Origin of the sequence: Cyanobacterium sp. T60_A2020_053 (genome assembly GCA_015272165.1) — a bacterium.
GTDB lineage: Bacteria > Cyanobacteriota > Cyanobacteriia > Cyanobacteriales > Cyanobacteriaceae > Cyanobacterium.
Genome location: JACYMF010000082.1, coordinates 1 through 26,828 on the forward strand (window position 1 = coordinate 1; position 26,828 = coordinate 26,828).

General features: G+C 36.8%; 25 protein-coding genes and 1 pseudogene. 20 read left to right on the forward strand and 6 right to left on the reverse strand.

From position 1 onward, the window contains the following. Positions 1–227 precede the first annotated feature (227 nt). Positions 228–2,744 carry a mannose-1-phosphate guanyltransferase gene (locus tag IGQ45_11220; protein ID MBF2057759.1) on the reverse strand — a complete coding sequence of 839 codons (2,517 nt, stop codon included), beginning with the start codon at positions 2,742–2,744 and terminating at the stop codon, positions 228–230. 290 nt (positions 2,745–3,034) lie between these two features. Between IGQ45_11220 and IGQ45_11225 the strand changes: the two genes are divergently transcribed. Then, on the forward strand, positions 3,035–3,505 hold the full coding sequence (locus IGQ45_11225; protein ID MBF2057760.1) for a DUF29 domain-containing protein: 471 nt from the start codon (positions 3,035–3,037) through the stop codon (positions 3,503–3,505). Between the two features lie 27 nt (positions 3,506–3,532). Here the strand turns inward: IGQ45_11225 and IGQ45_11230 are convergent, their stop codons facing one another. After that, positions 3,533–4,561 (reverse strand): adenosine deaminase, encoded by a 1,029-nt coding sequence (locus IGQ45_11230; GenBank protein ID MBF2057761.1) that lies wholly within the window; start codon positions 4,559–4,561, stop codon positions 3,533–3,535. 127 nt (positions 4,562–4,688) lie between these two features. Between IGQ45_11230 and IGQ45_11235 the strand changes: the two genes are divergently transcribed. From IGQ45_11235 to IGQ45_11325, 19 genes and pseudogenes are all read left to right on the forward strand, one after another. After that, a complete protein-coding gene (locus tag IGQ45_11235; protein ID MBF2057762.1) occupies positions 4,689–5,489 on the forward strand; it encodes a biotin--[acetyl-CoA-carboxylase] ligase in 801 nt (266 codons plus the stop codon). 124 nt (positions 5,490–5,613) lie between these two features. Then, positions 5,614–12,552, forward strand: coding sequence for an Hpt domain-containing protein (locus IGQ45_11240; GenBank protein MBF2057763.1), 6,939 nt, complete (start codon positions 5,614–5,616; stop codon positions 12,550–12,552). A 186-nt stretch (positions 12,553–12,738) separates the two neighbouring features. Beyond that, positions 12,739–13,482 (forward strand): phosphoribosylaminoimidazolesuccinocarboxamide synthase, encoded by a 744-nt coding sequence (locus tag IGQ45_11245; GenBank protein ID MBF2057764.1) that lies wholly within the window; start codon positions 12,739–12,741, stop codon positions 13,480–13,482. Positions 13,483–13,544: 62 nt separating this feature from the next. Beyond that, a complete protein-coding gene (locus IGQ45_11250; GenBank protein MBF2057765.1) occupies positions 13,545–15,767 on the forward strand; it encodes a BamA/TamA family outer membrane protein in 2,223 nt (740 codons plus the stop codon). Between the two features lie 295 nt (positions 15,768–16,062). Further along, positions 16,063–16,698, forward strand: coding sequence for a MerR family transcriptional regulator (locus IGQ45_11255; GenBank protein ID MBF2057766.1), 636 nt, complete (start codon positions 16,063–16,065; stop codon positions 16,696–16,698). A 106-nt stretch (positions 16,699–16,804) separates the two neighbouring features. Then, positions 16,805–17,125 carry a DUF433 domain-containing protein gene (locus IGQ45_11260; GenBank protein MBF2057767.1) on the forward strand — a complete coding sequence of 107 codons (321 nt, stop codon included), beginning with the start codon at positions 16,805–16,807 and terminating at the stop codon, positions 17,123–17,125. Then, the gene (locus IGQ45_11265; protein ID MBF2057768.1) at positions 17,115–17,450 is read left to right on the forward strand and encodes a DUF5615 family PIN-like protein; all 336 of its coding nucleotides are present in this window, start codon (positions 17,115–17,117) and stop codon (positions 17,448–17,450) included. The genes IGQ45_11260 and IGQ45_11265 overlap by 11 nt, the downstream gene beginning before the upstream one ends. 20 nt (positions 17,451–17,470) lie before the next feature. Further along, positions 17,471–17,806 (forward strand): XisI protein, encoded by a 336-nt coding sequence (locus tag IGQ45_11270; GenBank protein ID MBF2057769.1) that lies wholly within the window; start codon positions 17,471–17,473, stop codon positions 17,804–17,806. 40 nt (positions 17,807–17,846) lie between these two features. Beyond that, positions 17,847–19,085: a VWA domain-containing protein gene (locus IGQ45_11275; GenBank protein MBF2057770.1), complete on the forward strand. Its 1,239-nt coding sequence runs from the start codon at positions 17,847–17,849 to the stop codon at positions 19,083–19,085. A gap of 94 nt (positions 19,086–19,179) precedes the next feature. Then, the gene (locus tag IGQ45_11280) at positions 19,180–19,386 is read left to right on the forward strand and encodes a hypothetical protein (protein MBF2057771.1); all 207 of its coding nucleotides are present in this window, start codon (positions 19,180–19,182) and stop codon (positions 19,384–19,386) included. After that, positions 19,386–19,733 (forward strand): type II toxin-antitoxin system PemK/MazF family toxin, encoded by a 348-nt coding sequence (locus IGQ45_11285; protein MBF2057772.1) that lies wholly within the window; start codon positions 19,386–19,388, stop codon positions 19,731–19,733. The genes IGQ45_11280 and IGQ45_11285 overlap by 1 nt, the downstream gene beginning before the upstream one ends. Positions 19,734–19,820: 87 nt before the next feature. Further along, on the forward strand, positions 19,821–20,621 hold the full coding sequence (locus IGQ45_11290; protein ID MBF2057773.1) for a pentapeptide repeat-containing protein: 801 nt from the start codon (positions 19,821–19,823) through the stop codon (positions 20,619–20,621). Between the two features lie 252 nt (positions 20,622–20,873). Then, the gene (locus IGQ45_11295; GenBank protein ID MBF2057774.1) at positions 20,874–21,167 is read left to right on the forward strand and encodes a DUF2442 domain-containing protein; all 294 of its coding nucleotides are present in this window, start codon (positions 20,874–20,876) and stop codon (positions 21,165–21,167) included. Between the two features lie 45 nt (positions 21,168–21,212). Further along, positions 21,213–23,477, forward strand: a complete 2,265-nt coding sequence (locus tag IGQ45_11300) for a DUF262 domain-containing protein (protein ID MBF2057775.1) — start codon at positions 21,213–21,215, stop codon at positions 23,475–23,477. A gap of 237 nt (positions 23,478–23,714) precedes the next feature. Next, positions 23,715–24,065: a DUF4164 family protein gene (locus IGQ45_11305; protein MBF2057776.1), complete on the forward strand. Its 351-nt coding sequence runs from the start codon at positions 23,715–23,717 to the stop codon at positions 24,063–24,065. A 122-nt stretch (positions 24,066–24,187) separates the two neighbouring features. Then, positions 24,188–24,448, forward strand: coding sequence for a prevent-host-death protein (locus IGQ45_11310; protein MBF2057777.1), 261 nt, complete (start codon positions 24,188–24,190; stop codon positions 24,446–24,448). Continuing rightward, the gene (locus tag IGQ45_11315; GenBank protein ID MBF2057778.1) at positions 24,448–24,702 is read left to right on the forward strand and encodes a type II toxin-antitoxin system mRNA interferase toxin, RelE/StbE family; all 255 of its coding nucleotides are present in this window, start codon (positions 24,448–24,450) and stop codon (positions 24,700–24,702) included. The genes IGQ45_11310 and IGQ45_11315 overlap by 1 nt, the downstream gene beginning before the upstream one ends. A 110-nt stretch (positions 24,703–24,812) precedes the next feature. Next, the gene (locus IGQ45_11320) at positions 24,813–25,025 is read left to right on the forward strand and encodes a hypothetical protein (protein MBF2057779.1); all 213 of its coding nucleotides are present in this window, start codon (positions 24,813–24,815) and stop codon (positions 25,023–25,025) included. Then, a pseudogene (locus IGQ45_11325) lies at positions 25,025–25,294 on the forward strand (type II toxin-antitoxin system RelE/ParE family toxin). The gene IGQ45_11320 and the pseudogene IGQ45_11325 overlap by 1 nt, the downstream one beginning before the upstream one ends. 236 nt (positions 25,295–25,530) lie before the next feature. Here IGQ45_11325 and IGQ45_11330 read toward each other — a convergent pair. The 4 genes from IGQ45_11330 to IGQ45_11345 all read right to left on the reverse strand — a co-directional run bounded on the left by IGQ45_11330 (position 25,531) and on the right by IGQ45_11345 (position 26,691). Further along, positions 25,531–25,746 carry a hypothetical protein gene (locus IGQ45_11330; GenBank protein MBF2057780.1) on the reverse strand — a complete coding sequence of 72 codons (216 nt, stop codon included), beginning with the start codon at positions 25,744–25,746 and terminating at the stop codon, positions 25,531–25,533. Then, entirely contained in the window at positions 25,724–25,966 is a 243-nt protein-coding gene (locus tag IGQ45_11335) for a hypothetical protein (protein ID MBF2057781.1), read from the reverse strand. Before IGQ45_11335 ends, IGQ45_11330 begins: the two co-directional genes overlap by 23 nt. Positions 25,967–26,098: 132 nt before the next feature. Next, positions 26,099–26,440, reverse strand: a complete 342-nt coding sequence (locus IGQ45_11340) for a type II toxin-antitoxin system PemK/MazF family toxin (protein ID MBF2057782.1) — start codon at positions 26,438–26,440, stop codon at positions 26,099–26,101. Further along, a complete protein-coding gene (locus tag IGQ45_11345; GenBank protein ID MBF2057783.1) occupies positions 26,440–26,691 on the reverse strand; it encodes an AbrB/MazE/SpoVT family DNA-binding domain-containing protein in 252 nt (83 codons plus the stop codon). Before IGQ45_11345 ends, IGQ45_11340 begins: the two co-directional genes overlap by 1 nt. Positions 26,692–26,828: the final 137 nt, after the last annotated feature.

Consider the following 26,828-nt stretch of genomic DNA (forward strand, 5'->3'; position numbering starts at 1 on the left):
AAAATTTAAAAACAAGGGTGAATTAGTTAATGTAAATTAAATGCGTCTTAGCTTATCAGGAAAATTATTTTGTTGACTATTTTGGGAATGATTCATGGGGGCAAATTGACAATGGACAATCATGAAGTACAAGAGAATCCCTCTAAATCCCCATTAAAAAGGGGGACTTGAGAATAATAACTGTGCCTCATAATTATGAAAAACGCTATATCTTCCTAAGAAATCACCTAATCATTAGCCTGTTGATTAATAATAAAATCTTGAATTTTCGCGCGATAAATATGGGCATATTTATCCATCCATTCTCGATTATCACTATTAGTATAAATATGTACCAGAGACTCCCCAGCATCAGGTAAAATCAACACCCAATTATCAGAATGAGGCTCAGTAATTTTCACCCCGTCAATTAACTCTAACCTTTCTGGTGATTCAGTCTCCACAAGGTAACGCATTAAAGCGCCCTTCGCCTTTAGAGGACATCTGATCGATTGTACCTTATGGGAAACTTTGGGCAATTCCGTCCTCACTTGAGTTAAAGAACGCTCTTGAACTGTTAACATTTCAATTAACTTAGCAATAGAAAACATCGCATCAAAACCCGGATGTAAACGGGGAAAAATAAAGCCCATATCACCACTTCCCCCTAACACTACATTAGGATTATTTTGAGTCGCCTCCATCAATGCGGTGGGATTCGCCTTGGTACGAATTACCCTCCCATCATGGCGCCGTGCAATTTGTTCCACCGCACTAGAAGTATTAACAGGTACTACCACCGTACCACGGGGATTAGCCGTTAAAATGGTATTCACCATCAATGCGGTTAACTCCTCCCCACGAATGGGCAACCCTGACTCATCCACCAAAATAAATAACTCCCCATTGGCTGACACCTGTACCCCAAAATTAGCCTTGAGAGCCTCCACCACATGACCTAATTGAATTAGCAAAATTTCCCTTTCATCCATGGTGATGGCGCGCTGACGCAAACTAGCGTTTAAAACCACCGCATCACAGCCAAACTTACCGAGTAATTGGGGTAAAATTGCCCCAGATACAGAATAAACATAGTCAATGACAATTTTGGTATTACTGTGACTAATGGCCCCAACATTTAACTCTGTTTCAAAAGTTTTGCGATAAGTTTCCATCACCTGAGAGGGGTAACACATATCACCAATATCAATACTATGCACCCTTCTTAAATCTTCCTTAAAATAAGCGCCCTCAATCTTCTTTTCCTTCGCTTTCGTAAGATTAATGCCCTTTTCATCGAAAAATTCAATGAGCATATCCTCATGGCGATCAGGATGTAAGCGCACATGAACCCCTCCCTGTACCTCTAATTTGGGCGTCATGGTGCGAGAAATGGGAATAGCTGTGGACTCTAAGTTTTGAATATCAATACCCACCGACATTAAACCAGCAATGATAGAGCGACTCACCATGCGAGAAACACTGCGTTGATCCCTTGATACCACCACAGAAGAGCCATGTTTGAGGGTTGAACCATAGGCTGCGCCTAACTTTACGGCAAATTCTGGGGTAATGTCAATATTAGCCAATCCCGTTACCCCCCGTTGACTAAATAAATTACGGTGGGCTATGTTACCCCAAATTAAGTTGATATTTAAAGTAGCGCCCGACTCGATGCGTTTTTGAGGCCAAACCCTGACACCGATATTAATTTGCGCTTCCTCGCCAATATTACACAGCGCCCCTATCACCACTCCTTCCGCTATTTGCGCGCGCCGATCAATCCTTGTACCCCTACCAATGACACAAGCAGACAAAGCGCACTCATCCCCAATAGTGACACCATTGGCAATGATAGGGCGATTTAACTCCACATGATTACCAATGGTCACATTATCGCCAATTACCGTTCCGCTTTCGATTTTGGTACGGGCGCCGATACGACAATTATTACCGATCAAAGCCGGACTGGCAATGATTGTAGTAGGATCAACATAAGTATTTTCACCCATCCAAACCCCATACTCAATTTCACTATAAGCAAAATTCAGTAACACTTTTTTTTCCATGGCGTCGTATTGAGACTCTCGGTAGGCTTCCAAATGCCCCACATCGCACCAATAACCTTCCGCAATATAGCCATACATTGGTTCGTCATATTCTAATAATAAAGGAAATAAATCCTGAGAAAAATCGCATTCTTCATTAGGGGGCAAATATCTTAATACTTCAGGTTCTAATATATACGTACCAGTATTAACAGTATCGGAAAAAATTTCACTGCTGGAAGGCTTCTCTAAAAAACGCTGAATTTTGCCATCTTTATCAGTAATTACTACCCCAAATTCGATGGGATTTGGTACTCTAGTTAAAATCAAGGTAGCCTGAGATTTTTTTTCTCGGTGAAAAGCAATGGCTTTTTGTAAGTCAAAATCGGTGATACTATCACCACTGATAACGAGGAAAGTATCTTGTAATAACTCTTCTAAATTTTTAACACATCCAGCCGTACCGAGAGGTTGTTCTTCTTCCACAGCATAGGTAATATTAACACCAAATTCATGACCATCTTGAAAATAATCACGCATGACATCAGGAAGGTAGTGTAATGTAGCGATTACTTCGTGAATGTTGTGACGCTTCAGTAAATTGATAATATGTTCAGCAATGGGACGGTTTAAAATTTGTACCATCGGCTTCGGCAAATCACAAGTTAGAGGGCGTAATCTCGTTCCCGAACCACCTGCCATTAAAACCGCTCTCATACTGTCTCCTTCATATTAGCAAATTTATTTTCAGTTTAGCTTAAATTAGCATAGTTAAAAGGGTTCACCATGTGAAAAGTAACAAGTAACAAGTAACAAGTAATAAGTTTTAATATTTACCCTTGCCCTTTGCCCTTTACCATTTAATGATTACGCAAAACACCTAGATTTATAAGCACTACTTCTGACTCCTGACTCCTGACTCCTACCTTCACAATAATCTCACAACTCAAATAGGATCGGTATATAAGTTATTATTGAGTTATTCGTAGCCATAGAGAATTAATGATATGACGATAGTAGAAAAAATAAACTTACAAGAATTATACGAAATTGATGATCATTTATGGTTAGAAGAAACCATTAAATTATTAAAAGAAAAGAGATTAAGTGAATTAGATTTAGATAATTTAATCGAGGAGTTAGAGAGTTTGGCACAACGAGATAAATTGGCAATGGCAAGTTTATTGCAACAAGTTATGATACATTTATTGCTTCTTAATTATTGGGAGCGTGAATATGAAAGAAATTGTCATCATTGGCAATATGAAATTGCTAATTTCCGAGATCAGTTAAACGGTAGATTAACCGCTAATTTAACTAAATCTGTCACAGAAGACTTTAACAAAATTTATCAAAAAGCCTTAAAAAAAGTCAATATAAAAACTGATTATACTCTTAATTTACCGACACAATGTCCCTATACTTTAGAGCAGTTATTAGATGATGATTGGTTTCCTGAAAATAAGCAAGGGGTTTAAACCCCTTATGAATAGTTTTTTTGTCAATTAATCTTCATGGGATTTATCCTGTAATAAACCAATTAAAAGAGATGCTGGAGGTTGATTGTAAGGCCATGCAAAAGCATGACGAAAGGAAGCATCTTGACAGGCTTGTAATTGCTTAAAATCAATAACATCTTGAGTTAAAAGATTTTCATACTCAAAGGGTAAACGCACATTATGTAAACCAGCGTTATCAGTGCAAATGGCAATGTCAACCCCAGCTTCAAAACAACGATCAAAAACTGTTTTTAACTCTTTTAAATTATCTAATGTACCAGTTTTTAGGTAAGTAGTAGGACATACTTCCAAGCATTGATTAAGTTTGGCTACTTCTGGTAATAATTCGGGATATTTGAGGGGAATTTGGATACCATGACCTATTCTCATTAAATAGGGTAATAATTCAGGATAGCAACCATGGGGAGTTTCGTAAAGATGTCCTGTGGTTTTCACGCCCTTACTTCTGGCATACTGGTATAGTTTGACAAACTCCGTCATTCTTTCGCCGTAGAGTTTATCGCCTCCTGCCACATCAATAGCGCACACATCCCCTTTTTTTTCCACCGCCAAGTCAATAATAGCTTTATTGATTTCGTAGGATAATTTGGTGTGCATACAGAGAATTTGACTGGTGACGATGGGATATTCATTCACCCGTGAGGCTTTGCCTACTACATCGATAATATCTCCCATTTGGGTGATGCGCGCTGATTCGCTTTTGTCAGGGGAAGTGCGCAGATAGGGGGTATAACGGATTTCTAAATAGGCTAAATTTTCAAAAATATAAGCGCCCCTCATCAATCGATAAACAAAGTATGCTAGGGTATCGATATTTTGAACGCTTTCTACGAGGGTATGTAATTCGAGATATTCCTCTAGGGTGTTTCTTTCTCTGGTGTAAAAATCTTCAAACTCTGGATAAAGGGGAAATTTTTGTGCTAAATCTTCATTGTGACGCTGGAAATAACGCCATAATATTCTTGGTACAACTGAACCACCTAAATGACGATGCAAGTCTGCGTATAAAGCCATAATTATCTCCTATTATTAAGAATTGTTACTCTGATGATAAGCTGAATTGGAAATAAATCGGCTTTAGCCTCATAACTTGCCCCAAAAATCCTTGGCGTCTTTGCGCCTTTGCGAGAGAAATAAAATCATGAATATTGATAAAATAACTTTAAATAACTCACTTAAAAGTGAAATTAATTGCTTTTATTATGATTCTTTAACTTCAACTAATACCCAAAGTTGGCAACTATTAAAAGAAGGGATAAAAGCGCCTTTTGTGGTGGTGGCAAAGCAACAAACCGCAGGAAAAGGGCAAAGAGGTAATCAATGGCTGTCTTTAACGGGAGGTTTATATTTTACGATGATGTTACCTGATAATTTTTGCTTTAAACATCCTAATCATGTTACTTTATTAAGTGCTGTGGCGGTGGTGAGGGCGCTGGAAATGTTCTCTATTCCTGTGAAAATAAAATGGCTTAATGATCTTATTTTAGACCATAAAAAGTTAGGGGGGATTTTAGCTGAAACCAGAATTAATCAAGGTCATATTAATAATATTTTAGTGGGAATTGGAGTTAATTTTAATAATAATGTAGATGATTTTGCCATAAATATTAAAAGTTATTATCAAAAATATTATTATGATTTAGATTTCCAAATAATAGATTTATTAAAAAAGATTATTAACCAAATTTTTAGTAATTATTATTTATATGAAGAAGAAAGTATTAATCCAATTATTAAAATATATAATCAATATTTAATTTATCCTCAAAATGAGGTAATTTATGATGGGAATAATGGGCAGGTGAAGGGCGCTGATAGTTTGGGCAATTTACTGGTAAAATTTTCGGCGGAGGGCGCTAGTAGTCAAGTTAAATTTGCTCCTCATTTATACCGAGTTACCCCCATTCAACAAAAGATAATCCCAGAAATATATGAGATTTGATAGTCTAATTTTGAAAAGAGTTAATCAACATCAGAACATGAATGATAAAATAGTGAGAATTCATTGCTAAACTATAAGGGAAGGCAATCAACCAAACTCTACATAGCGCACATCGGTAATAATCATGGATTTATTCAACCAAGCATATCAATCTTTTATTGATGAAGTACCCCAATTATTGAGAGACATAGAAGAAGGATTACTCTCTTTGCAACAAAACCACAGCGCCCCTCACACTGATAATATCATTAGGGCTGCGCAATCCATCAAAAGTGGTTCAGCCAGTGTGGGCTTGGTAGCCATTAACAGTATTGCCGAGAAGCTAGAAGGGTATCTCAAAGCCCTTTATGATGATAAGATTGCGGTTGATACAGAATTAGAAACCCTCTTTTTGGAAGGCTATGATTGCCTCGCCACCCCACTGAAACAGCAAATGGTGGAGGGCGCTTTTAACCAAGAAACAGCTTTGGCTAAAGCAGAAACCATCTGGCAACCATTAGAACATAAATTGGGTGACTCCTTGCAACAAGTAAAAAATTATACTCCTTCCACTCCTGATTTAGGTATGGATATTGCCTTCTCAATTTTTCAAGTGGATGTAGCTCAAGAAATTCGCCGTTTGAAAGGGTTGATCGCTTCTCCCGAAAGTTTTGACCCCCAAGCGGAATTGACCGAGTCCTTAGAGATTTTACGAGGGTTTGGGGAACTTTTAGAACTACCGGGCTTCATGATGATAGCTGATACGGGGCGAGGGGCGCTGAATAAACACCCTGACAAAGTTTTAGCCATTGCCAATTTTCTTGTTAGAGACTTAGAAAAGAGCCGAGAATCAGTGTTGAGTGGCGATCGCACTCATGGAGGGACTCCTTCCTCAGCCCTAATGAGTTTAGCACAAGATACCAACGCTCAAGTTGATTTTGCTGACATGGAAATCGTAGAAATTCCCGAAGATAATCAGGTGGATTTAGAAGACTCCAGTTATCAATTTTTTATCGCTGAAATTCCTGATTTATTACACGAAATAGAAACGGGTTTATTAACTGTAAAAGAAGATAAAACCGTCGGAAAAGTTAATGATATAATGCGCGGTTTACATTCTATAAAAGGCGGTTCAGCTAGTGTCGGCTTAAATGGGGTTAAGAATATTGCTCACAAAATGGAAGATTATGTAAAAGCTCTTTTTGATGAAAAAACTATTGTTGATGATGAATTAGAGGGGTTACTTTTAGATGGTTTTGATTGCCTAAAAAATGCCCTTTTAGAACAAATAGAACAAGGAGAATATAGCTCAGAATGGGAAGTTAAAAGCCAACCAATTTGGCAACAATTAGAAGCGAAATTAGGAGATAGTAAAAATAGCGACTATTTGCCCTCATCAGCAGATTTAGGCGTGGATATGGTGGCTTCCATGTTTGAGTCAGATGTGGGTGATGCCATTGAGCATTTAAAATCTATTGTTAATAATGTAGGGGAAGAAAATCTACGGGAAGAAGTCAATCTACAAGTTGAGATATTTTTAGGTTTCAGCGAAATGTTTAATTTGTCAGGTTTTCGGCAAATTGCACAAACGGCAAGTATGGCTATCGCTAATCATCCTGAAGACATTAGGGAAATTACAACTATATTAATTGATGATGTCACCGAAGCAAGACAAGAAGTGTTGGCTGGAGATCGCACCTATGGTGGTAATCCCTGCTTAGAATTACGGCGTTTGGCAGGACAATTAGACTTGGAAGAATTGGAATTTGACCAAGAAACTTCTCTCAATGTAGCAGAAAAACATGACATTCATCCCAGTTTAAATTTACAGGATGTGATGGAAAATGATTTGGAAAATATCTCCCCCACGGAAGTTTTCAGTAGTCAAAATGATGACAAAGAAGGCAATAATCTTGCTGATTTATGGGTGACAGAAAATATTGAAGCAGAAGAAGAATTTATTGTTGATTTTACTAACTCAGTGGAAGAAATTGCCCAAGAAGAAGAAGTAATTGATTTTGCTAACTTAGCAGAGGAAACGGTATCACAGGAAGAAAATAATTTTGCTGATATTACTGATTCAGTAGAGGAAACTTTATCCCAAGAAGAAGAAGTTAATTTTGCAGATTTAGCAGAAGAAACCTTATCACAAGAAGAAAGTAATTTTGAGGAATTGGTTAATCACAGTGAAGAAAATCAGGAATTAGACAATCAAGAAGAATCGATTTTTGATTTTGGTAATTTGATCGAGAATTTAGCACAAATCCAAGACGAATCAGATATACCAACCACAGAATTAACCGATGATGATTTAACCGATGTTTTTGGTAATTTCACTGAGAATTTACCACCATTGGAAGATGAAACGGATGTACCAACCACAGAATTAACTGATGAAGATGATTTGGTTAATGCTTTTGAGGAATTTAACCAAGAAAATCAAGATTTAGAAAATTTTGACCATATCTTTGGTGATTTTTCCATGGAAACTCAGGAGTCAGAAGACATTTTTGGCTCATTTGCCCAAGACAATGAAGCGGAAATGGAGCAACAATCAGAGTTGCAACAACAAGCCTATGAATTTTTTATGGAAGAAGCAGTGGAGTTGATTGCTTTAATTGATGAGGGATTAGAAAAAGTTATTGATGATCCCCATAGTATCAATGAAATTAATGAAATTGCGAGGGCGGCGCACTCCATCAAAGGCGGCGCGCGCAGTTCAGGATTAGAAGATTTAGGTAATATTGCCTTACGAGTGGAAAAAAGTTTTAAAGGATTATTTAACGAAAATATCAACTTAGATGACGAATTAATCACTTATTATCGAGAATTGTATCCCTTATTGCGAGAAGGAATCATGGCGCGTGCAGAAAGTAGAGAATTTGATGAAAAAAGCGCCCTCCACACTGCCAATGAATTATGGGCGGTATTTGAGGAGAAATACGGGGAAGAATTAGCAAAAGCCGAAGAATATTTACCATCATCCAGTGACTTAGGTATTGACATTGCCACCTCCATTTTTGAAGTTGACGTAGTGCAGGGTATCGAAGCCATCACAGCAGATTACGAAAGGGGAGACGCGCGCGCCCTCAGCGAAAGTTTAACCATGCAAATGGAAGTATTTTCGGGGTTTGGAGAGATGTTAAACCTACCCGGCTTTACGGAAATTTGTCAAGTCGCCCAAGATGCCTTAAACGAAAGTCCCCAACAACTGAATTTAATTGCCTCCGTATTTTTGGAAAACATCACAGAAGCCAAAGAGCGAGTATTAGCGGGGGATAGAGACAGGGGAGGTGAACCGAGCGAACAACTATTAGCCCTCGCTGGAAGGACAACCAGCGCCCCCAGCACCACTCTATTAGTAGATGAAGAAAAAGAAGCATTGGTTAATACAACTGAACCAAGTTATGGTTTCTTTATGGAAGAAGCGCCCGAACTATTGGGGATGATGGAAAGAGCCTTATTGAGCCTCAAATCAGAGCGCACCACAGCCAAAATCCACGATATTATGCGTGCGGCGCACTCCATCAAAGGCGGTGCAGCTACGGTGGGTTTAAATGCCATCAAAACCATTGCCCACCGTCTCGAAGATATTATCAAAGTCTTTTATGATCAAACGGTAATTATTGATGACGAGTTGGAATCTTTACTATTAGAAGGTTACGACTGTTTGCGCAATCCTCTCATGGCACAAATGGACACGGGAAGATATGATGCGCCAGAGGCTTTAAGTCAAGCCCATGATGTGTGGCAAAAGCTGGAAGCAAGGCTAGGAGATGCCCTCAATCGCCCTGATGACTTTATCCCCTCCTCCACTGATTTAGGGGTGGATATTGTCCAATCTATGTTTGAAGTGGATGTCTTGGAAGAAATTGAAAGACTGCGCGCCGTGTTAATTAATCCTACCGCGCAACCTTTAGCAGGGGAATTGAGAGCTACCCTTGAGGTATTTTCAGGATTTGGGGAAATGTTACAACTTAGTGGTTTCGCTTCTATCGCTGAGTTGGGGTTGAGGGCGCTGGAAAATAACCCCGATCAAGTTATTCACATCATTGAAACGGTAATTCGAGATGCGGATAACTCTCGTACTTTGGTATTAAACGGCAACCGTACCACAGGGGGAGAACCCAGTCAAGAACTAATTAACCTCGCTGAAAAAGGCTATCAAGCGCCCCTCACCACACCATTTATTAACTCTAGTGAAGATGATATTTTCTATCTCGATCAAGAAGATGAAGAAGACAACACCAGAGAATTAGAAAATGTATTTGGGGATATTGTCAGTAGTGCCGAAGAAATTATGAATTTCTCCTTCGATAAAGATAGTTTAACCAACGATCCATCTTTAGAAGAAGTATTTGGTTCTCAACTCAGTGATATGGAAATTATGGCGATGAGTGATGATCAAGATCAAGAAGATGAGGAAGATATACCATCTATTGAGGAAATTTTTGCCACTGAATTTAGCGAAGAAGAAATTAACCTTCTTGCCAAAGCCTCACAACTTGCCCTCGAAGAGGACAAAAATAGCACAATTCCCTCACTGGAAGAAGTGTTTACTCCCCCCGACATCGATATTTTGAATATTATGGAAGATGAGGAAGAAGAAGAAAATCCTCCTTTAGAAGATGTTTTCGGTGATAAAGTTACTTTCTCTAGTATTGAGGAGGGCGCTATTCAAGCTGAATTGGAAGCCTATGACACAACACCAGCTTTAGATGATGTTTTCGGGGTAGAAGGGGTAGAAGAGGTAGAAGGGGTAGCAGAGGTAGAAGGGGTAGAAGGGGTAGCAGAGGTAGAAGGGGTAGCAGAGGTAGAAGAAGTAGAAGAAGTAGCAGAGGTAGCAGAGGTAGAAAGCCTTGCCACTCGACAAAAACGAGTTGAACAAGAGTTGCTGAGTTTTGCCAAACAAACGTTATCGAGTGCGCAAAGTGCGCCCTTCACCCCCCCAGTGAAACCGCAAAATGTGGCAGAAACCGTTAAATCAGTACAGGAAGCCTATCAAAAACTACCAAGTTTGAAAAATGAACGGGAAATCAACAGCGCCCCTCGCCAAAGACAACAACAAATCAAACAGCAAATTAAAGAGCAAAAACAACCGGTGGGCGCTACTACCTCAAAAAATAACCTTACGGTTAGGGTTGACTTAGAAAGACTGGAAAGGATGAATAACCTCATTGGGGAATTATCCATTAACCGCAACGGTTTATCCCTGCAAAACGACAAACTGCAAACCTCAGTACAAGATTTACTAGAAAGGTTCAAGCGCTTCCAGTCAATGGCAAATACCTTGAGGGAATTGTCCGATAAAATGCTTACTTCCCCCGACAAATTCAACATTCAAAGTAATGGCTCAAATCTGCCTTTTAATTTAGGTGAAGATGGCGATATTAACCTTACCTCTGCCTTCGACTCCCTCGAAATGGATCGCTACGACAACTTGTATTACGCTGTACAAGGTTTAATCGAAGAAATGATCCAGTTAGAAGAATCAGTGGACGATATTGCCCTCTATGCCAGTCAATCCGGGCAAACTGTCGAAAACCAACGACAAATGTTAAACAGAATGCGAGACGAGTTGATGTGGGCAAGAATGTTACCTCTCGGCGAAGTTTTAAACCGTTTCCCCCGGGTTTTACGAGATTTATCCGTTAAATACAACAAAAAAGTTAATCTTAAATTAAGCGGTACAAACGTATTAGTTGACAAAGCAGCGCTCGAAAAATTATATGATCCCCTTGTGCATTTAATCCGTAACGGCTTCGATCACGGTATCGAACCGCCCCAAGTGCGTAAACACAAGGGCAAATCGGAAACGGGACAAATTGAAGTGAAAGCCTACCATCAGGGCAACCAAACCATTATCGAAGTGCGCGACGATGGAGCAGGTTTAAACCTCGCCAAAATCGGTAATAAAGCGGTAGAAAGAGGACTGTTAAGCCCTGAACAATTGGCGGTGGCATCCAAAGAAAATTTACTCGATCTCATTTTTGAACCCGGTTTCTCCACTGCCGCCGCCGTGACGGAAATTTCAGGGCGCGGTGTAGGTTTGGACATCGTGCGCTCTCAGTTGCGCTCTCTGAAGGGCGCTATTGGGGTAGATTCTACGCCGGATCAAGGTACAGTATTTACCATGCGTTTACCTTTAACTCTTACTATTGACAAGTTATTGGTATTATCGGCAGAAAATCATTTTTATGCTTTACCTTCTGATAACATCGAAGAAATCGTAGTACCAGAGGATTTCCAATTAAAAACTTCTGGTAATAAACGCTTTTTACATTTTGAGAATAAAATTATTCCCATTTATCCCCTCGCTGATTTGCTCTCCTATCGTTGTTATGTGGCTGATACCACCGCCAACACTACCCAAGCCTTAGAGGTGTTACCCACTCCCGATGATTGGGGTAAACCCATGTTATTAATCCGTCAAGGCTCACAATTATTCGCCCTAGAGGTTGATAACCTTCTCAGTGAGCAGGAATTGGTTATTAAGCCTTTCGGTAGCGCCCTCACCGCCCCCAGTTATACCTACGGTTGTACCATTTTAGGGGATGGTACTTTAATTCCTGTCATTAACAGCGCCCTCCTCCTCGAAAAATATTTTGATGCTACCCAGCCGGGCGCTTCTTTAAATCGCCGTCAGCCTTCTCAATTCAGTGATAATAGTAATGGTGCGGTGACGGGCGCTTTTCAAGCGACTACGGTGTTAGTGGTGGATGATAGTGCCGCCATGCGCCGAACTTTGGCGTTATCTTTAGAAAAATCAGGCTATCGTGTCTTACAAGCAAAAGACGGTAAAGAAGCACTAGATCAACTGCAACAATCTTCTAACATTAGTTTAGTGATTTGTGACATTGAAATGCCTAATATGAACGGGTTTGAATTTTTAGGGCAACGGCGCCGTTTCCCCGAATTAACTCGCATTCCCGTGGCCATGTTAACTTCCCGTAGTAACGAAAAACATCAAAAATTAGCCACCCATTTAGGTGCTGATGCTTACTTTACCAAACCCTATATTGAGCAGAAATTTTTACAATCAATTAAAAGTCTTTTAGGCACAAAATCTCCTGTTTTTGTTTAAACTCCATATAGTAAGAGGCAAAGGGCAAAGGTAGATAGGGGTTAATGAAAAAGTGATAACTTACTACACGAGGATAGTAAAACTTCGTAATTGTCCATTGTCAATTATCCATTGTCAATTTTCTTCTTCCTTTCGCTGTAAAATACAATCTTGTGAATAACGAAAAATTTTTAAAATAATATAAACATGGAAAAATTATACGAAGGGAAAGCAAAAATCATTTATCCCACTACAGAAAAAAACATTTATCTAACTTACTATAAAGATGATGCAACTGCTTTTAATGCTCAAAAAAAAGGCACCATTATGGGAAAGGGAGCGATTAACTGTAATATCACTTCTGCTTTATTGCAACTATTAGAAAAAAAAGGCATTCCTACGCATTTTATTGAGCAAAAATCAGAGCGAGAAATGCTGGTTAAAGCGGTGCAAATTATTCCGCTGGAAGTAGTAGTGAGAAATATCGCAGCGGGTAGTTTATGTCGAGAAACAGGCATCAAAGAAGGAGAAATATTACCAGCGCCCCTCACCGAATTTTATCTCAAAAATGATGCCTTAAATGATCCGTTATTAACAAAAGACCGTCTCGCTTTATTAAAAATTGCCACAACAGAAGAGGTTAAAATATTAGAAGAATTAGCTTTAAAAATAAATAAATTATTACAAGAGTTTTTTGGAAAATGTGATATAACTTTAGTGGATTTCAAACTAGAATTTGGTAAAGATGCAGAAGGAAAAATACTTCTTGCTGATGAAATTAGCCCCGATACTTGTCGCCTTTGGGATACCTTGGAACAAGATCAACAAAAAAAAGTCATGGACAAAGATCGATTTCGCCGAGATTTAGGGGAAATTGAGTCAGCTTATCAAAAAGTACAACAACGAGTTTTGACTCAAATTGAAAAACTGAAAAATAGCTATTATAGTTGAAAACAATTATTTCTATGAATAAAATTTGGTGTGTGGCTGTGAGTAACAAAAAACTATTAAAAATGAAAAAGTATATCCCCTCTGCTAAGAAAAATTCTTATGAACAAGACTCCATAGGCAAAATCAAAATTGTTAACCATGATTTAGCTAATCCTTCACAGTCAACACCAAAAAACAAGGGAAAATGGTGGATATGGGGGCTAAAAACTCCTCTCATAACCGCCCTTTTTCTGACGCCTCATCTTAGTGCCTCAGCAGAAATTATTAATATCCCCGTGGAAAACTGGCAAAATCCGACCGCAACTGTCATCAGTCAGGCTGTATCCATAACCCCCGACAATAATCAACCTCTCACGGAAGAATTAGAAACGGAAATCCCTCTCACTTCCCCTGAGAGTCAAGAAGAATTTTTCTCAGAAAAAATCTCAGACTTAGAGAAAACCTCAAACTTAGAAAAAACCTCGGAAGTTTTGATGGCTCAAAATAACAATGAGGAAGAAGCAAGGGTATTAGTTGCGGAAGTATTGGTGACGGGAGTAGAGGGAGAATTAGAAGACTTAGTTTATAACGTCATTGGTACTCAAGCCGGGCGCACTACCACCCGTAGTCGTTTACAAGAAGATATTAACGCCATTTTTGCCACGGGATTTTTTCGAGATGTGGATGTAGCGCCCTCCGACACTCCGTTAGGGGTACGTATTACCTATACGGTGCAACCAAACCCTACTTTATCACGGGTGGAAATTGAATCCCTCACGGAGGGCGCTACGGAATCGAAAGTTCCCCCGGCGGTAATACAAGAAGCATTCGGTGAGCAGTACGGCAAAATTATTAACCTGCGAGATGTCAGGGAAGGTATTGCCAGTATCAATAAATGGTATAGCGATAATGGCTTTGATTTAGCTCAAATCGTTGGTGCGCCTGAAGTCAGCCCGGAAGGGGTGATCACTCTTACTATCGCTGAGGGGCAAATTGAAAATATTAAAGTGCGCTTTTTCAATGAAGATAACGAAGAAGAACAAGGTAAAACCAGAGACTTTGTTATTACTAGGGAAGTGCAATTAAAACCGGGTGATATTTTCAATCGCAATACTGCCCAAAGAGACTTACAACGAGTTTTTGGACTTGGCATTTTCCAAGACGTGCGCCTTTCTTTTGCCCAAGCGGAAAACCCTTCTAAAGTTATTTTAAATATTGATGTAGTACAAGGTAATACAGGATCCATTGCGGCGGGCGCTGGGATTAGTTCCAATAGCGGTTTATTTGGTACGGTGAGTTATCAACAGCAAAATTTAGGGGGCAACAATCAAAATTTAGGAGCAGAATTTCAGTTAGGAGAAAGGGAGTTATTATTTGATTTGAGTTTGCGCGATCCTTGGATTGCCACTTATCCAGATCGCACTTCCTATACTGCTAATCTTTTCCGTCGTCGCTCTATTTCCTTAGTCTATTCAGGTACAGAAACCGATGACATAACTACGGCTAATGGTAATGATAGCCCTAGAGTTATTAGAACCGGTAGTGGAATAACCTTTTCTCGCCCTCTAGCGCCCGATCCTTTTACCAAAGCTAATTGGGTGGTGAGCGCTGGATTACAATATCAACGAGTAACAATCGAAAATAGTGATGGTGATATTGCACCTAAGTCAACGGGGGGCGCTAACTTAGCCTTTAGTGACAGTGGAAGAGATGACCTATTATTAGCGCGCGTCAGCGCTTCACGGGATTTCCGTAATAACCCCTTACAACCTACGGATGGCAGTTTTTTATTATTTGGTATGGATCAAAGTGTGCCTTTCGGGTCAGGTAATATTTTGTTAAATCGGATTCGGGCTAGTTATAGTTACTATATACCTATTAACTGGATCAATTTTGATTTTGTGAAGGATAAGCCCCAAGCCCTTGCTTTTAACGTGCAGACAGGGACGATTTTAGGAGATTTACCCCCCTACGAATCTTTTGTTTTAGGGGGTAGCAGTTCTGTTAGAGGCTACGGAGAAGGCGATTTAGGTGTAGGGCGCACCTATTTACAGGCTACGGCTGAATATCGTTTCCCTATTTTCTCGGTGGTGGGAGGGGCGCTGTTTTTAGACTACGGCACAGATTTAGGTTCTGCTTCATCTGTACCGGGTAATCCTTCCCAAGCTAGAGGATTGAGTGGTAGCGGTTTTGGCTATGGTTTAGGGGTGAGGATTAATTCTCCAGTTGGGCCAATTCGCATTGATTATGGTATCAATGATGTGGGTGATAATCGTATTCACTTTGGCATCGGCGAGAAGTTTTAGTTATAAGACTGACACTCCCTACATTGATAAACTTAGTTAATTAGTTTTGACAAAGTGGGGAGTGATAGTAAATAAAGTCTGCATTGTCAATTCACCTTCAGGACACCAATTTTTCGATAAATCTATACATATAAATTTGTATCATTCATTAAATCACCTTCTATTCAAAAAAGATTAGGAAAAGTTTATAAATTGGAAATACCTCACTTATATGAAAACACATAAAAACTCTTCTTACTTATTACCATTGAAGAATGATATTGACATTTTAAAAAGTAAATGTTATCTTTAAACTATGGACTTAGAAACGATCAAAAACAACCATGAAGAATGGTTAATAGATGAATTTGTGGAGGTAGCCAACCAGTTATTACCCCAATACTTACCCCAAGTGAAAGGCAATAGCAAAATCACTGAAGAAATTAATGTGCGCCTTGTGCGCAGTTACACCAGTCAACGATTGATGGATGAACCTAATCGCCGTCAGCGCTATGCTTTTTATAGTTATCGTCACCTTCTGCAAATATTGCTGATTAAACGTTTATTAACCGATGGTATTGGCACTAATGCCATCAATGATTTATTAACTAGCAAAACTGACGAGGAGTTAAAAACCTTATTAGTTGGGGGGATTACTGTTAATCTTACCAGCGCCCACCCCTCTTTAACCAAATCTAGTAACTCCGCTTTAGATTTTCTGAGTGATTTAAAAAATAAACGAAATCCAGCAACCACAACGAAACAATATCAACCAGTAAACCAAGATAATAATTTTGATAAGGAAGAAGAAAAATGGACAAGGTTAAAGATATTGGAAGGTTTGGAGTTGCATATCCGAGATGATTTTAACTATCCCCAGAGTAGCAAAGAGCGAGAGTCATTAATGCAACATTTAAGCCAAATTTTACTTAAATTCATTCAAAAGAGGTAATTATGCCCAAAAATATCAGAGGAAAAAGTTATGATTAGACAATTCTTACGAAATCAATAAAATAATATTATCATTGATAAATTCAATTATTTAAAAGAGAACAATTATGACAATATTTCCCGTTATCAAAGAACATATTGAAATTACCAAAGGGGTTTGTAGTGGAAAACCTCGCATTGCAGGGCATCGAATTACCGTACAAAATATAGTAATCTGCCATGAAAAAATGGGAATGTCTCCCGATGAGATTTTACTACATTATCCTAGTATTAATTTGTCAGATATTTATGCCACATTAGCTTACTATTATGATCATCAAGATGAGATTAGAAAGCAAATAGAAGATGATGAAAATTTTGCCTTAGAAATGAAGAAAAATACCTTTTCTTTAGTGGAACAAAAACTTAAAAGTATAGATGGAAAATAAGATAAAATTTCACTTAGATGAAAATATTAGCCAAGCGATTGCTTATGGTTTGAAGAGAAGAGGAATTGATGTAACTACTACCCCTGAAAAATATCTTATCGGTATTTCAGATCAAGAACAATTAGCATTTGCCGTATCTGAAAAACGAGTTATTTTTACGCAAGATACAGATTTTTTGAGACTTCATCATCAAGGCATTAATCATTTCGGCATTGTTTATTGTCAGCAAAAAAGTAAATCCATTGGAGAAATAATACAACATTTAATTCTCATTTGGCAAATACTCGAAGTGGAAGAAATGATCAATCATCTTGAATATTTGTAATTTTATCGAAATTAAATTAAATGGATAAATTGAAATTATACCGTCAATATATTAAACAATTACTTTCTCAATATAACTCAATGCAAAAACAAGATGATGATTATGAATCTCAATTAATTTTTGACGAAATCAGAGATCATTATTTGTGGTTAGATGTGGGTTGGGATGGCTATAAAAGAATTTATTACACAGTTATTCATTTTGATATTAAACAAGAAAAAGTTTGGTTGCAACAAAATGCCACAGACCTCAATCCTGCTGAGGATTTGATTCAAATGGGAGTAACACGAGAGGATATAGTTTTAGGTTTGCAACCGCCTTACAAGCGCCCTCACACCAGTTACGGAGTGGCTTAAAACAGACAAATTAATCAATATTCATTCAAAAGAGGTAATTATGAACCAAATTAAACCCCAAGCGCACTTCATCTGTTTAAGAGATGCTGTTGCTACTGATAACGTTAGCTATCTCGATGTTATCATGAGGATTACAGTACCAGAAATTAAGACGAAAAACCAGCGCCCTCCCCTCAATTTAGGGTTAGTAATTGATCGCTCTGGATCGATGGGTGGTGATAAAATTAGTTATGCGCGCGCCGCCGCCATCTATGCGGTGCAACAGTTAGGGGAATCTGATCGCCTTAGCGTTACCATTTATGATGATGAAGTGGAAGTAATTATCCCTTCTCAACAGGCAAAAGACAAACAACAGATTATCAATCGCATCAAAAGAATTACCCCCGGTGGTACAACCGCATTATATGATGGATGGGTGGAGGGCGCTACTCAAGTTAGTCAATATCTGCAACCTGAATCCTTAAACCGTGTCATCCTTTTATCCGATGGTTTGGCGAATGTGGGGGAAACTAATCCCGATGTCATCGGTAATGCTGTTAACGGCTTGAGTCAAAGAGGTGTTACCACTACCACTATGGGCATCGGTGATGATTTTAATGAGGATTTGATGCAAGGCATCGCCCTCACTGGGGATGGTAATTATTACTATATCCAAAACCCCGATCAGTTACCAAGTATCTTCAATGCTGAGTTACAGGGCATTATGGCAACCATTGGGCAAAAAGTCAGTTTAGGTATCAAAACCTTTTCCCCTGTGGAATTGGTGGATGTCTTTAATGATCTCGAAACTACGGAATACGGGCGCTATAAGTTACCGAATCTCATCGCCGGGAATCATATTGATGTGGTGGTGCGCTTGAAAGTTCCCCCCATGACGGCATCAGCGCCCCTCATCCAATGCCGATTAGCCTATGATGATAATGAAACCCAATCCAGAAAAGTATCTCATCATAAGTTATCTTTACCTGTGGTTAATTCTACGGAGTTGGCAAATTATCCTTTCAATGAGGAAGTCAAAGCCAAAGTAGTGCAATTAATGGCGACGCGCGCTAGAGAGGAAGCGGTTAAAAATCTTGACAGGGGCGACATTATTGGCACAAAACAGCGTTTAGAGGAAGCAAAAGAAGAAATGATGGCTTCTGGGGTAGCATTTGATGTCATAGCGCCCGACATGGCGGAAATGGATAGTTTATTAGCAGATTTAGAAAAAGGTAAGCGTCAATCTATGCGCAAAAATGCTCAATATCAAACCTATAATAAGCGCCGTAGTCGTCCATAAAAAAACCTCGGTGGAGGGCTTAATATTATTAAGCCCTTGCTGTTTTTTGGCATGGGATATGTTGGCATATTAGATATATTCAGTGAGGTTAATCATGAATCAAAAATTAATTGACTCCTTAATCACCGTAGTTCAATTACTTACTAATGAAGAACGCCAAATATTTGAACAAAAATTGTTCTTTGATGATTCTTTAATTTCAACACGAGATATTGTTAACTTAGCCGAAAAAAGTCATTCTTTTGATTTTCTCAAGGATGAACCCGATATTTACACCTTAGAAGATGGAGAACCGATATAATGTCTCTCAAAAAAGGTGATATTGTTTTAGTTCCCTTTCCTTTTACAGATTTAAGTACCACAAAACTTCGTCCTGCTGTTGTATTGTGGGTTGACTTATCAGGCAGAGATATTACAGTTTGTTTTATTTCTTCTCAAAATGTTAGTAGTATAAATGTGGAAGAATTTTTGATTTATAAAAACGATTCCGAATTTTCCCAAACGGGATTAAAAGTTATTTCTAAAGTTAGAGTTTCTCGAATAGTAACGATTGAAAGAAATTTGATAACAAGAAAACTCGGAGAATTAGAAGTTGATTTATTACAAACCTTGAATCAAAAATTAAAAAACACTTTTCAACTTTATTAAAAAATCTTGATAAATTGCATAAATCTCGAAAATTATCATGATAAATAAGTAGAGTTTAAAAAACAACCAAAATATAGGTAAAAAATAATGAGTGAAAGAATCCCCGTCAATTTCTTACAAGAAGGGAATATGAAGGAGTGGAAAAAATGGCTGTATGAGTGGAACGAATTGCGTAGTAAATACTCAAAATACTTTGAGGAGAATCATGAAGATTCAAATAATTTAGATTTACAAGATTTGGCTTATCCAAGCTTGACACTTAGACTTAGTGATTTGAAAGACATTAATTTACGTTCTGCTTATTTTACGGATGCTGATTTAAGAGGTGCTAATTTTACGGATGCTGATTTGAGAGGTGCTAATTTAACTGGTGCTGATTTAACTGGTGCTAATTTAACTGGTGCTGATTTAACTGGTGATAATTATTATATTCATGCTAATTCTAGGTCGCCGATTAAGTTTGATAAAAGCACTCGCTTAGACCCAAAATGGCAATTAGTTTTTGAGATTAACAATAGTTCACAAAAATCACAAAATTTTATGAAAGATTTAATTAATGCCGATTTAAGCGGTGCAGACTTAAGAAAGGCTTATTTGACACGTGTGGATTTAAGTAATGCCGATTTAAGCGGTGCAAATTTAAGTGAGGCTCATTTGACATCTGTAAATTTAAGTAATGCTGATTTAAGCGGTGCAAATTTAAGTGAAGCTCATTTGCAATATGCAGATTTAAGGTGGGCTAATTTGACAGGTGCAAACTTAAGTGAGGCTCATTTGACAAGTGTGGATTTAAAGTGGGCTAATTTGACCAATGTAAATTTAAAATTGGATAATCTAAGAGGTGTATATCGGAAGTGGGCTAATTTGACCAATACTAAAATAGAGTAGAGATTTTCTTAGATAAGTGATTATCTTAACTTGATATAAGTATGCAGATTTAACCGATGCTAATTGTGAGGGGATTATTACTGATAAAAACACAAAAAAAAATCCCTGAATAATAATACTTTGTGATAAGAGGTGCGATTTTGTTAAGTAAAAGATGATCGCACCCAAACAACAACTTACAATATTAAAGAGAAAATTGGCAATTAGCAAGACAAAATAAACCATTAGAAAATATCGAACCTTTGGAGTAAAATGTTAAAAGATATTATTGAAGTTAAACCATTAGAAAATTATCAACTTTACCTCAAATTTGAAGATAATAGAGAGGGCGTAATTAATGTTAGTAGTCTTATTGAATTTACAGGTATTTTTACCCCTTTAAAAGAATTAGATTATTTTCAAACAGTCAAATTAAACTCAGAATGGGGAACAATTTATTGGAATAATGGAGCAGATTTAGACCCAGATGTACTTTATTCCTTTATTACAAAACAAAATTTACCACAATTTTCTCACACAAAATTAATGGGTAATCTTCTTAATTAAATTAAAATTCATAAATAATTATTAGATAATAACAAAGTAAATATTATGACAATCAAAGCAACAGAAGAACAACTTAATAAGATTTTTAATTTAACAAATTATCAATTTACAATTCCATCTTATCAGCGTCCTTATGCGTGGACAAAAGATCAAGTTTTAGAATTAATTGATGACTTATGCGATGCCTTTCCTTATCCATTAGAAAGCAATCATCCCGATTATTTCTTCGGGAGTATTATCTTAATTAAAGAAGACGGTAAGCCTAATGCAGAAGTAATTGATGGACAACAAAGATTAACTACTTTGACACTTTTATTATCAGTATTTCGTCATTTATTACCAGAAAATCATCCGACTATTAGTAGAATTAATAGATTATTAGAAGATGAAAATGAGACAGGCACAGACACATTACACGGTTTGCAATTAAGAAGTCAAGATAACGATAAATTTTTTGCTCCATTTATTCGCACAGCAGGTGGACTAAAAAAATTATTAGAAAAAGATACTGGTTTAGAGACAGATAGTCAAACTTTATTAAGAGATAATGCTCAAGTTTTAGTTGAAGAATTAACCAAACGTTGTCCTCAAAATCTTTCTTTAGAATCGTGGATTTTACACCTATACACAAACCTTTTAAACAAGTGTTATTTAGTAGTGGTTTCTACAGATTCTTTTGATACAGCTTATCGTATTTTTTCCACTATTAATACTCGTGGTTTAGACTTGCAATTAAATGACGTTCTAAAATCTGATATTATTGGCAAAATTCAAGGAGAAAAAGATAAAGAAAAATATACTAAAATTTGGGATCAAGAAGAAAGTGATTTAGGAAGAAAAGATTTTGAAGCCTTATTTTCTCATATTCATCGTATAAAATTAAGGGAAAAACAAAAGCTAGGTTTACTAACTGAATACCGTAAAAAAATTAAACCTCAAGATAATCCGATCGAGTTTATTGATAAAGTTTTAAAACTTTGTTCTGATCAATTTGAAGTTATTAGAGATCAAAAATTTACCTGTGATAATAAGGAAGAACAAAAAGAAGTTAATCGTCTCTTTGGGTGGTTAAATTTAATTGATAATTCTGATTGGTTGCCTCCAGCAATTTATTTTTTAGTTAAACATGATGATAGAGCATCGGACATCAAAAACTTTTTTATTAATTTAGAAAGATTAGCGGCAGGTTTAATGATTTTTCGGGCTGATATTAATGAAAGAGGAAGAAGATATGCCAAAATTTTAAATGCCATTGATGAAAGTGCGCAAAAAGCTATTACAGTTACTAAAGAATTATTATCTCCTGAAGAACAAAATCAAATTATTGAGATTCTTGATGGCAATTTATATTTACAAACTCGTAGCCGTTTATATGTGTTAAAAAGATTAGATTCTCTCCTTGCTGAAGGTGGTTTAAGTTATAGTTTTGATGAAAAAGTAGTTACTATTGAACACGTTTTACCGCAAAATCCAAAACCTGATAGTGAGTGGTGTCAAATTTGGCAAGATGAAGCAAGAGAAAAATGGGTACATCGTTTAGGTAATTTAGTTTTACTTTCTCGTAAGAAAAATTCTCAAGCTCAAAATTATGATTTTGAGGAGAAAAAAGAGAAGTATTTTGACAAAGGTAATCCCACTATTTTCCCTATAACTGTTAATGTGATTCGCCAAACTAAGAAAAAAACACAACAAACTAATTGGAATGAGCAAATAGTTGAATACCATCAACAAGAATATTTAGAAATGTTACTCAATGTTTGGAATTTAGAACAATCAATTATTCCTACATCAGTTATTGAACCAAAAAAACAAAAAACGACAAAGAAAGACTTAATAGAAAGTCCCGATTTCTATGTTAATTTTCTTGAGGGCGATCGCGCTTGGGAAGACTGGCAAAAATACGGTTATATTTCTGGAGGTGATGGTAAATGGTATAGTCAAACTCTCAAAAATTTATCTCAGGGCGATCGAATCTTTGTCAATTATTGTGGTAGTGGCTATGTAGGTGTAGGGATTACAGAAAAAACCGTTGTACCCGTCAAAGATTTTTACATAGAAATCAATGGAGAAAAAGTACCTATTGGGGAAGCACCAATACAATCAAAAAACATAGATCATGATCGAGATGATTTGGATTTATGCGAGTATTTTGTCAAGGTTAAATGGTTAAAAACATTACCTAAAAATGAAGCCTATTGGGAAAAAGGAATGTTTGCCATTCAGCATACCTGTTGTCGCTTACGTCATCAAGAAACACGGGAGAAGTTATATAAACATTTCGGCATCGATGAGAATGTATCAATAACTTAATCACTTAACTGATTCGGAATATGAAGAAGTTGCAGAATTGGTGGGGGAAAAACTGTAAGAGTTTGATTAATATGAATTTGAAGGGCGCTGGTTATGGTGGAGGGCGCTGGTTTTAAGTGGGAGGGCGCACGATTGGGGGGGAGGGCGCACGATTGGGGGGGAGGGCGCTGCTTAAATCAATTAGGGATAGTGGGTTAAACTATCAACAGATATGGACTATTTCAATTAGTAATTAACATGAATCAAATTATAGAAGTTAATATTGCTGATATTTTGGCTCGTCTTGAGTCAAAAATGGATAGGTTTGATCAAAAAATAGATCAGGTTGAACAACGGCTAGAAGCAAAACTTAATAAGTTGGATGAGAGTATCGATCATCTTGACCAAAAATTTGAGGTTAAATTGGACAAGTTATCCAATGAGGTTAATCAAGTTAAGGTAGATATAGCGAAAGTTGATGAAAAAGTAACGGGAGTAGGGAAAAGGCTTGATAATCTTGAGTTTATCGCTAGAACTGTTGGGGCGGGTATTGTTGTTGCTTTACTTTTGGCATTAGCTCGTTATCTTTTCCCTGATGTTAGTTTGTAATGGTTTAGGCGGTGGGCGCACGATTGGGGTGAAGGGCGCTGGTTAGGGTGGAGTGCGCTGGTTGTGATGAAGGTTCGATCGAATTGCTAAACTAAAATAATACTAATAATAGAGTGCAACTTATGGAAAAATTGCGCATAAATAATAACCAAGAAGATTTAATTGAATTAATCAAATCAGTAAACGAAGAAAATAAAATCTATGAATTAGAAGGGGTTAATGCTTCGGCGGTGTTAATCTCTCAAAAAGATTATGAAAGTTTACAAGAAACGATCGAGCTATTATCAATTTCAGGACTAAGAGAAAGTTTACAACTTTCCCTTCAACAAATATCTGACCATGAAACTTATTCTTTAGATGATGTATTAGGAGATATTCATTGATGGTTTATCAAATAAGATTTACCAAAGAAGCCAAAAAAGATGTAACTCAACTTACCCAAAAACAGAAAGAAAAACTCAAAAAAATTATTGAAGAAAAAATCAGCGTTAGCCCTTATGATGGCAAAAAACTCGTAGGGGATTTGACGGGATTTTACTCTATACGTTTAAGTTACAAAGATAGAATTCTTTATACCACTGATGAGTCTCAAAAAATAATCTATATTCATCGTACAAAAACTCATTATGGAGATTAATAAACTTCTCCTGTAGTGTGAAGAATATCTCACGATTGGGGTGAAGGGCGCTGATAATTCCAAGAAACGGTTAAAATAAAATAGCCATCAAGCATTCACAATTATTAATTATGGAAAATGTCGAATACTTAATCGATATAGACGGGAATAAAAAAGCCGTAGTTATTCCTATGGAAATATGGGAAAAAATCATCCCTAAAGAAATTGATGATGATGACTTACCGGAATATTTAGAAAATTATTGTTTAAATCAAGCAATGGACGAAGCAAAATTAACTCTTTTGCTAGATGCGGAAAGCGCCTTGAAATTCTTGGAGGAATAATGAAAGTTGAATATCGAAAATTATTTTTAAAAGATTTTAAAAAACTGAAGAATCAACCCATTTATGAGCAAATTATTGATTTAGTATTTAAACAAATTCCTTCGGTTAATTGTTGACAAGATTTATCTCAAGTTAAAGCCATGAAAGGTTATCCAAATCGTTATCGTATTCGTATTGGTAGTTATCGTTTAGGCATAGAAGAAAACCAAGATACCATTGAAATTCTAAGAATTCTTCATCGTAAAGAATTTTATCGTTATTTTCCTTAATTTACTGTACTGACAGGAAAAGTTAGATCGCATTTTTGAATTGAAATTACAAGATGAAAAGTTATTTTCATATTTGAAGGGCGCTGGTTTTAAGGGGGAGGGCGCCCTCCGTCATTACAATCAAAATTAAAGCTATAATTTCTATAGGATTTATAGAATAAAAAGGTAATTTGATGAAAGGTAAAACACTTTCGGCTCATGTTGACATTGAAACAGCAGAACGCATAACATCATTATCAAAAAGAGAAAATCGCTCCTTTTTTTAGAGCCAAAGCCCTATAATCATTTGTTATACGAATTGACCATAAATTTTTACCTACTTTTTTAAAATGTAAAGATGGATATTGTAAATTTTCTCGCCATTGTTGGTAAGATTTTCTAGCCTGTTGTTGAATATGCTTAGGTAACTTGGCATAAGCTATCCAAAAATCAGGCGTTGCATAAGATTTCATCAATTTCTTTTATTTGATAGTTTTTAATATCTGCTTCTGCTTTCTCAATCAGTTGATTTAATTTACCATTTTCCCAGTCATGTTTCATTTGTTTATCCCATTGATCATCATCAAAATTACTGTCTATTAATTCAGTGAGAATACGAGTGGCAATCTTATCTTGTTCTTCTGCTGTGAGTTGTTGCATTTTATTTATAGCTTGTTGTAAAAGTTTAGTCACGATATTTTATTAAGGTCTGTTATTTTACTTCATATATTTTACTTGATTTTAATTTTTTTCATAAAATTTGTGTAGTTTTGAGGGCGCTGGTTGTGGTGAAGGGCGCTGATTGGGGATACAATTTCAATTTCATTAATTACGGATAATAGTAGTAACAATATCTACAACATAATCAACAAAATCTTCTGGTAATATTTCTCCTGTTGTTTTCCACCAACGTTGATTAAGATCAAGTGTTCTGATTTGCTCGGCAATAACTGAACCTTTAATTTTAAACTCATCAGGAATTGGTATCATCACTTTAATATCAGGTTTTATCGTATTTGTGATGGGACTCACTATCACAATACCTTGACGGCTAATATTATATTTAGTATGACTTAAAACAAGACAAGGACGAGCATCTCCTCTTTGTTCTCTACCAATGGTAGGATTCAAGTTAATTCTTAAAATCTCACCCCGTTGAATTTTCATTAAATCAATTCTTCTCCCTGACATTCACTATTGATAAAATCTTTTACATCATCAGGATAGGTAAAGTCGGCTGGAATACTCTCTAACAATTCATCAAGGGTCAAAGATACTTTTTTCTTTTTAAGAATTAAACTATCATTATCTTGAGTTAATTCAACTATTGATTTTGTATCTAAATTTAAACTTTTAGCCAACGTGTGAGGAATACGCAACCCAATACTATTTCCCCATTTTTTTAATTCGACTTCCATAATTTTTTTACTCACGTTATACATTGTATAATATCATAACAAACAAATTTTTAAAACCTGAAGGGCGCTGGTTGGGGTGAAGGGCGTTGCATTTTTATGGGATGATTTATAATGAAGGAAAAAGTTTTATGACAGGA